The sequence below is a fragment of the Streptomyces botrytidirepellens genome, assembly GCF_003721215.1.
Classification (GTDB): domain Bacteria; phylum Actinomycetota; class Actinomycetes; order Streptomycetales; family Streptomycetaceae; genus Streptomyces; species Streptomyces himastatinicus.
On record NZ_RIBZ01000312.1, the window covers coordinates 38,762 to 46,195 of the forward strand.

A 7,434-nucleotide genomic window follows, 5' to 3' on the forward strand; every position below is an offset into this window, starting at 1 on the left:
GTCGTGTCCGCGCCACGGTCATGTCCGCACGCCGCCAGGATGCCGGGAAAGTCCCGAAAGTCTCGTATGGAGGGAAGCGGGACGTGCCCCCGCCGGGTTTCCTCCCTGGGCCCCGACCGCGCCCGTGGACCGGGCCCCGGCATTCAGGGAGGCCCGCCATGAACCCCCACCCGCACACCGGTCGGCTGCTCTTCCCGCTGGCCGCGCTCATGGTGATCGCGGCCGACCAGGTGAGCAAGGCGCTCGCGCTGGCCGCCTGGAGCGGTACCTCGGGGCCGCAGGCCCGGCTGGGGCCGTTCCGGACGCTGCTGGTGCACAACGCCGGGGTGGCCTTCGGGCTGGGGCACGGCCGCCCGGTACTGATCAGCATGATCACCCTGACCGGCGCGGTCGCCACCCTGGCCGCCGTCTGCGCGGGGCTGCGGGCCCATCGCAGGGCCCTGGCGTTCGGCATGGCGCTGATCGCCGGGGGCTCGGTCGGCAACGGCGCCGACCGGGTGGTGCGGCCGCCGGGCCCGCTGCGCGGCGCCGTGGTCGACTGGATCACGGTGGCGGGGCGCGGCCCGGTGTTCAACCTGGCCGATGTCGCCCTCGTCTCCGGGACCCTGCTCACGGCGGCCGTGCTGCTGTGCTCGGCCGCGCGACGGCGTGATGTCAGCCCCCGGGCTTGGGCACCGCACTCGGCCCCGAGCCCGGCCCCGAGCCCGAACCCGATCCCGGCATCCGATCCGGGCCCGGCCCCGGCTCCCGGGTGCTCTCCCGCTCCGCGATCGAGGCCGCGAACTCCTTCAGCCGCGCCAGCGCCGCTTCGTCGGTCACCCCCCGGGAGGCCAGCTCGCTGGTGATGCGCTGGTAGAGGGACAGCTCACGGGCGCACGCGTGGCACTCCGCCACATGGGCCCGCACCCGGCCCGTGTCCGGTGCGTCCAGTTCGCCGTCGAGATACGCCTGGAGCATCGGCGCGCCCACCGGGCACTCTTTCGTCCGGCGCCGTTCGGTGTCGCGCCACCACGTCCATCGGCTCATGCCTCACCTCGCTCAGGTTCCCGTCCCGTGCGTCCCGCGGCCAGCAGCTGGTTCCGGATCCGTTTGCGGGCCCGGTGCAGCCTGCTCATCACCGTCCCCTTGGGGACGTCCAGCACCTGCGCCGCCTCCGCGTAGGACAGCCCGTCCACATGAACCAGCCGCACGACCTGCTGGTCGCGGAGCGGCAGCGCGGTGAACGCGGCGTCCACGGCCTCGTCGAACGCGGTGTCCACCACCAGCTCCTCCGGGGTGGCGTCGCGGGCGGGGGAGAGCCGTTCCAGCTCGGTGTCCGGGTCGTCCAGCAGGCGGGGCCGGCGCTGGCGGCGCCGGCTCACCTCCGCGTGCCGCATGATCGTCAGCAGCCAGGCCCGCGGATGTCTCCCGTCAAAACGGCCGACTGCCCGGTACGCCCGTAGTAACGTGTCCTGCACGAGATCTTCGGCGTCGGCGCGCTGAGCGGTCAGAGACATCGCCACGCGCAGCAGCACCTCGATCTCGGGCAGCACGTACTGGCTGAACATGCGTTGCTGATGGGCGTCCGGGTCAGCCACGTGTGCCTCCTCGGATCCGGACCCCCCGGGGACGCGAAAGCGACATATCACACCCTGTGTAACATCTCGCTCACAGCGCCGCACGGGATGGTCGGCGATCCGAGTGGCACGGCGGCCAGGAGCCTCGGGCGGGGCCGGTTACGCCTTGATGGAGACCAGACGCTTGCCGTCGGACGTACGGACCTCGAAGCGCTCGATGTCGTCGCTCTTCATGCCCGCGCCGCCGTGGGCCCACAGCGGATCTCTGGCCATCTTCGTGGGGCTGTTCTCGATCCCGTAGCCACGCTCGGGCACGGCCCAGGTCATCATGGTCTGCTCATGACCGTCCTTCGAGACCGCGATCAGGCTGCAATTGAGCGGGCCCTTGACGTTCTTCAGCCGCAGCACGGCGTCGACGCCCCACATCTTGTCCTGCATCGCGACCGCCGCCGACACCTTGGTGGACGGGTCGGTGCCCTCCATCTTCATCGGCATCTCGGCGAAGAGCGCCTTGTTGGTCGTCGGGCTCGCCGCGACGGGCGGGTTCGCGTCGGAGCCCGAGGTGACGGCCATCGTGCCGAGCGGTCCGCCGACGATCAGCGCCGCCGCGGCCGCGACCAGGTAGAGACCGCGCCGCTTGCGCTTGCTGCGGGCCGCTGCGACCTCGCCCACCATGCGGTTCAGCAGGGAGGGGCCGGGCTTGGCGGTCAGGGTGTCGATCGCGGTCGGGGTGGCGGTGAACGCGTGCGGGGTGTGGCCCGTGATCGCGGTGCGGCCGGGTGCCCCGTGGATGCCGGGGATGTCCGCCGCGAGGTCCGCCAGCAGGGGTTCCAGTCCGGTCAGCTCGTCGAGCTGCCGACCGCACTGGTCGCAACCGGCCAGATGCTCCTCGAAATAGGTGGCTTCCGCCTCATCGAGCACGCCGAGCACATACGCGCCAACGGCGTCGTGTCCCGCGTGGTGCGCCTGCGCTGTCATGCCGTCACTCCTCTCTCCTCAAGCGCGAGCTTCATGGAGCGCAGCGCATAGAAGACCCGGGACCGAACCGTCCCGCTGGGTATGCCGAGCGTTTCCGCCGCTTCATTGACCGTACGGCCCTTGAAGTAGGTCTCGACGAGCACCTCGCGGTGGGCGTCGCTGAGGTCGTGCATCGCGTCGGAAAGTGTCATCAGCCGTAGTGCCCGGTCGATCTCGTCCTCCGCCGGCATCAGCTCCAGGGGAGACGGGTCGACCTCCTGGGGCCTGGCCTGCCTGCTCCGGTGCCCGTCGATGACGATGCGGCGGGCGACCGTGACCAGCCAGGGCCGGATGGAACCGGTGGCCCGGGACAGCTGGTCCGCATTCCGCCAGGCGCGGACCAGAGTCTCCTGCACGACGTCCTCCGCGCGATGGCGATCGCCCGCGACCAGGCGCAGTACGAACGCGAGCAACGGTCCGGCGTGCTCCTGGTAGAGCGCACGCATGAGTTGCTCGTCCGGTGTACCGCGCTGCGATCTGGACGGACGCTCATCGGCCACGGCGGCGTCGTCGTGCACCAGAACCTCCAGGACAGGACCTGAGTTGGACAACATCAACTGACGACTCCCGGTCTGTGCCCCGGGGGGGTTGGGTGGCCATGTCGGCCTCTTCCTCCCTTCGTACGGACGGGAGGGGGCGGCCACTCAACGCGTCGGGAAGAAAGTTCCGATCAGTTGCTGGAGTTGCCCGGAGGGAGTGGTGGGGGAGGAGCGGGTGAAGGGTCCTCAGGTGACGGTTCTCGGGCGACGGTCCTCAGGTGATGGCGGAGCTGAGGACATGGGGCTGGACCTTGCCCTCCAGCATCGTGCCGAGCCCTTCCACCGCGCACAGGCCCGGGTTGTCCGCGATGTTCACCGGGACGCCGGTCGCCTCCCGCAGCAGGGTGTCCAGGCCGGGCAGCACCGCGCTGCCGCCCGCCAGCATGATGCCGCGGTCGGCGAGGTCGGCCACCAGGTCGGGCGGGCAGCGGCGCAGCACGGCGCTGATCGCGTCGAGGACGCCGGTCAGCGGGGTGCGGATGGCGTTGCGGACGCCCTCGACGTCCACCGTTACGGACCGGGCGAGCCCGGTGGCCACGTCGCGGCCGTGCACCTCGGTGCCGAGCGAGGCGAGCGCCGCGTCGCCGAGGACCAGGTGCAGCGGGCGGACGGCCTGGCTCGGCAGCATCAGTGCATGCTCGTTGCGCAGGTGCTGGACGACGGCGTGGTCGACTGTCTCGCCGCCCACCGGCACCCGCTCGGCGGCCACGATCGAGCCCAGCGACAACACCGCGACCTGGGTGGTCGCCGCGCCGCACACCACGATCATCGTCGCCTCGGGCCGCTCCACGGGCAGCCCGCAGCCCACGGCCGCGGTGATCAGCGTGTCCACCAGCTCGACCCGCTTGGCGCCGAGCCCGGCGAGCGTCTCCATGGCGGCGCGCTGGGCGAGCGGATCGGCGTCGTGCGGTACGCAGACGGCGGCGCTCGGGAGCGGCTTGCGGCGCCAGGCGCGGCGCAGCCTGTTGCCGAGGAGCAGCCGCAGCATGCGCTGCGCCATGGCGATGTCGACGACGGTGCCGCCCGCCACGGGACGCACCACCCGGATGTGGGCGGGCGTACGGCCCGTCATGCGCTCGGCGAACGTCCCGACCGCGATCACCGCGCCGGTGCGGGTGTTGACGGCGGCCACGGTGGGCTCGTCGACGATCACCCCGGTGCGCTTGAGGTAGACGCGGGTCCTGGACGCTCCGAGGTCCACGGCGATGGAGCAGCGACGCAGCCGCTCGAGGCTGATGCTCATGGGGCCATCGTGTGCGGCCGGACGCGGCCGCTGCCTCCGGAGGTGCGCCGGTCGGGCGAGCCCCCTCCCTCTTCGCTAGTCCTTGGCGTCCGCGTAGCACTCCACCGCGGCCACCGTGAGCGGGAAGCGGACCGGGGTGGTGCCGAAGGCGATCGTGCCCGCCGCTTCGCCCGCCTCCGCGATCGCCTGCCGCACCGCCGCCACCTCCGGCTCCGGGCAGTGCACGATCACCTCGTCGTGCTGGAAGAAGACCAGCTCGGCGCGGAGCCCGGCGGCCGCCAGGGCGCGGCGCAGCGCCGCGAGCATCAGCACCGCCCAGTCGGCGGCGCTGCCCTGGACGACGAAGTTCCGGGTGAAGCGGCCACGGGCGCGGGCGCTCGGCGTGGTGCCGTAACGCGGCTCCTCGTCCAGGTCGCGCGGCAGGCCCGCCTCGTCGGCCGGGTCGGTGGCGGCGCCCCCGGCCGGTGGGCAGGTGCGGCCCAGCCAGGTCCGTACGAGACGGCCCTCCTCGCCCGCGCGGGCCGCGTCGTCCACGTACGCCACGGCCGCCGGGAAGCGGCGCCTGAGCGCGGCGAGGTGCTTGAGCCCGTCGCCGGAGGTCTGCCCGTAGACGGCGCCGAGCAGCGCGAGCTTGGCCTGGTCGCGGCGGCCCGCGAAGGCGCGGTCGGACAGCTCCGCGTACAGATCCCGGCCGGTGCCCGCGACCTCCATCAGACCGCGGTCGCGGGAGATCGCGGCGAGCACCCGGGGCTCCATCTGGTCGGCGTCGGCGACGACCAGCCGCCAGCCCGGGTCGGCGACGACGGCGCGCCGCACCACCCGGGGGATCTGGAGGGCCCCGCCGCCGTGGGTGGTCCAGCGGCCGGAGACGGTGCCGCCGGGCAGGTACTCGGGGCGGAAGCGGCCGTCGCGCACCCAGGACTGGAGCCAGGACCAGCCGTGGGCGGTGTGCAGCCGGTACAGCTTCTTGTACCGCAGCAGCGGCTCCACCGCGGGGTGGTCGATCTCCTTCAGCTCCCACGCCCGGGTGGAGGTGAGCGCGATGCCCGCGCGCGCGAACGCCCGGATGACGTCGGCGGGCAGATCGGGTCGCACCCGCACCCCCTCCCCGAAGGCCCGGGAGACCTCGTCGGCCAGCTCGGCCATGCGCCGCGGCTCGAGACCGCCCGGATAGCGCTCGCCGAGCAGCTCGTCCAGCAGCTCCCGGTGGCGGTCGGTCCGCCAGGGCACCCCGGCGCGGCGCATTTCGGCGGCGACCAGGGTCCCGGCCGATTCGGAGGTGGTCAGCAGCCGCATCCGGTCCGGGTGCTCGGCCGCCCCCGTACGGGCCAGCTGCGCCTGGTACACCGCCAGCAGCGCGTCGAGCGGGTCGGTGCCGGGCGGCAGCGGCGGCGGGCCGGGCTCGAAGAGCGACGGCTGGGTCTGGGCGGCCCGCACCGGAGGGTCCTCGGGGACGGGCAGCCCGCGCAGCCGGGCCCAGGCCGCGGCGAGGGAGCGCGGGGCGCCCGAGCGCCCCTCGTGGCCGAGCAGCAGCGCCTCGGCCGCCTCCACGTCGTAGCACCGCTCGACCCGGACCCCGGCCGCCAGCAGCCGTGGATAGACCTCGGCGGTGGACCGCCACACCCACCGGTCGGCCTCCGGGCGGGACCGCACGGCCTCCGCGATCCCGCCCCGCGCCGCCGGGACCTCGACGACCGGCCCGGCGGCCTTTCCCGAGGCGTCGAGCGGGCAGAGACGAACACCCCCGTCGTCCGTCTCCGCTGCTGCCCACCTCATGACCGTGAGTCTGGCAGGGGGGTCTGACAACGGCCCGGGAGCAAGGGCGGGCGCTGCGCGAGGGGTTGACCCTTCAACCGGGCTGGCTCTACGGTCCGTTCGCAATGACGGATCGTGTTCGAAATATCGACCGGGCGTCGCACGTGGCTGCCCGGGCCTCTCGAACCTGGAGCCTTCCATGACCCGCATCCGCACCAGAGCGCTGCCGCTGCTGACGGCCGCGCTGCTCGCGCTCGTCGCCCTGCTACAGACGGGCAACGCCTCCGCCGCGAAGGCCGAACCGGCCGGTTCCCCGGGGGTGAGGGCCGGGAGCTTCACCAATCCGGTCGTGACGCAGAACGGCGCGGACCCGACGATCATCCGCTACGCCGGGTACTACTACCACCTGGGCACCACCTGGGCCTCGCACTGGGAGATGCGCCGCTCGCCCACGCTCGGCGGGCTGAAGACCGCGGCGCCCACCACCGTGTACCGCGAGACCGTGGCGTCCCGCTGCTGCAACTTCTGGGCGCCCGAACTCCACCGCCTCAACGGCCCGAACGGGCTGCGCTGGTATCTGACGTACAGCGCGGGCGTCTCGGCGAACATCGACCACCAGCACGTGCATGTGCTGGAGAGCGCCGGTTCCAATCCGCTGGGCCCGTACACGTACAAGGGCCAGGTCGATCCGTACGGCGACAACCGCTGGATGATCGACAGCAGCTATCTCTCCCTGCCGGACGGCCGCCTCTACATGCTGTACTCCTTCTGGGAGGGCGGTTCGCAGAACCTCTACGCGGTCCGGATGAGCAATCCGTGGACCCCGACCGGCGCCGGTGTCCGCATCGCCACGCCCTCCTACGCCTGGGAGAAGTCGGGCAGCGCGGTCAACGAGGGGCCGACCATCCTCCAGCACGGCGGCCGGACCTTCCTCACCTTCTCCGCCTCGCACTGCGACACCCCGGACTACAAGCTCGGCCTGATGGAGCTCACCGGGAGCGATCCGCTGGCGGCGGGGGCGTGGAAGAAGTACGCCAACCCGGTCTTCCAGCGCAATGACGCGGCCGGGGTGTACGGACCGGGCCACAACTTCTTCTTCCCGTCGCCCGACGGCAAGGAGGTCTGGATGGCCTATCACGCCAACGCCAAGGCGACGGACGGCTGTGGCGGCACCCGTACCACCCGGGCGCAGAAGGTGAACTGGAACGCGGACGGCACCCCGAACCTCGGCGTCCCCGTCTCCACCTCCACCGCCCTGGCCGAGCCCTCCGGCACGCCCTGACGAACCTGACGACGAGGGCGCCCCGCGGGCCAACCCGCGGGG

Annotated in this window: 7 protein-coding genes and 1 pseudogene; 2 read left to right on the forward strand and 6 right to left on the reverse strand. The window is 72.7% G+C overall.

The features are described 5' to 3' along the window. The first annotated feature begins 158 nt into the window (after nucleotides 1-158). Nucleotides 159-845 (forward strand): signal peptidase II, encoded by a 687-nt coding sequence (locus tag EEJ42_RS26495; RefSeq protein WP_184503283.1) that lies wholly within the window; start codon nucleotides 159-161, stop codon nucleotides 843-845. A gap of 37 nt (nucleotides 846-882) precedes the next feature. On the opposite strand, the pseudogene EEJ42_RS54740 reads toward EEJ42_RS26495, so the two are convergent. From EEJ42_RS54740 to EEJ42_RS26525, 6 genes and pseudogenes are all read right to left on the reverse strand, one after another. Further along, nucleotides 883-1,026: pseudogene (locus EEJ42_RS54740) on the reverse strand (zf-HC2 domain-containing protein); the annotation flags it as partial. Next, on the reverse strand, nucleotides 1,023-1,577 hold the full coding sequence (locus EEJ42_RS26505; protein WP_107450999.1) for an RNA polymerase sigma factor: 555 nt from the start codon (nucleotides 1,575-1,577) through the stop codon (nucleotides 1,023-1,025). The pseudogene EEJ42_RS54740 and the gene EEJ42_RS26505, both read right to left, overlap by 4 nt. A 138-nt stretch (nucleotides 1,578-1,715) precedes the next feature. Next, entirely contained in the window at nucleotides 1,716-2,534 is an 819-nt protein-coding gene (locus tag EEJ42_RS26510; protein WP_123103638.1) for a zf-HC2 domain-containing protein, read from the reverse strand. Continuing rightward, nucleotides 2,531-3,127 (reverse strand): sigma-70 family RNA polymerase sigma factor, encoded by a 597-nt coding sequence (locus tag EEJ42_RS26515; protein WP_050799946.1) that lies wholly within the window; start codon nucleotides 3,125-3,127, stop codon nucleotides 2,531-2,533. Before EEJ42_RS26515 ends, EEJ42_RS26510 begins: the two co-directional genes overlap by 4 nt. Nucleotides 3,128-3,326: 199 nt before the next feature. Next, complete coding sequence (locus EEJ42_RS26520; RefSeq protein WP_123103640.1) at nucleotides 3,327-4,355, reverse strand: rod shape-determining protein; 1,029 nt, start codon at nucleotides 4,353-4,355, stop codon at nucleotides 3,327-3,329. Nucleotides 4,356-4,430: 75 nt separating this feature from the next. After that, nucleotides 4,431-6,131 carry a bifunctional 3'-5' exonuclease/DNA polymerase gene (locus EEJ42_RS26525; RefSeq protein ID WP_123103642.1) on the reverse strand — a complete coding sequence of 567 codons (1,701 nt, stop codon included), beginning with the start codon at nucleotides 6,129-6,131 and terminating at the stop codon, nucleotides 4,431-4,433. Between the two features lie 178 nt (nucleotides 6,132-6,309). Here EEJ42_RS26525 and EEJ42_RS26530 point away from each other — a divergent pair, with 178 nt between their 5' ends. Beyond that, nucleotides 6,310-7,392 (forward strand): glycoside hydrolase family 43 protein, encoded by a 1,083-nt coding sequence (locus tag EEJ42_RS26530; RefSeq protein WP_123103644.1) that lies wholly within the window; start codon nucleotides 6,310-6,312, stop codon nucleotides 7,390-7,392. The last annotated feature ends 42 nt before the right edge of the window (nucleotides 7,393-7,434 follow it).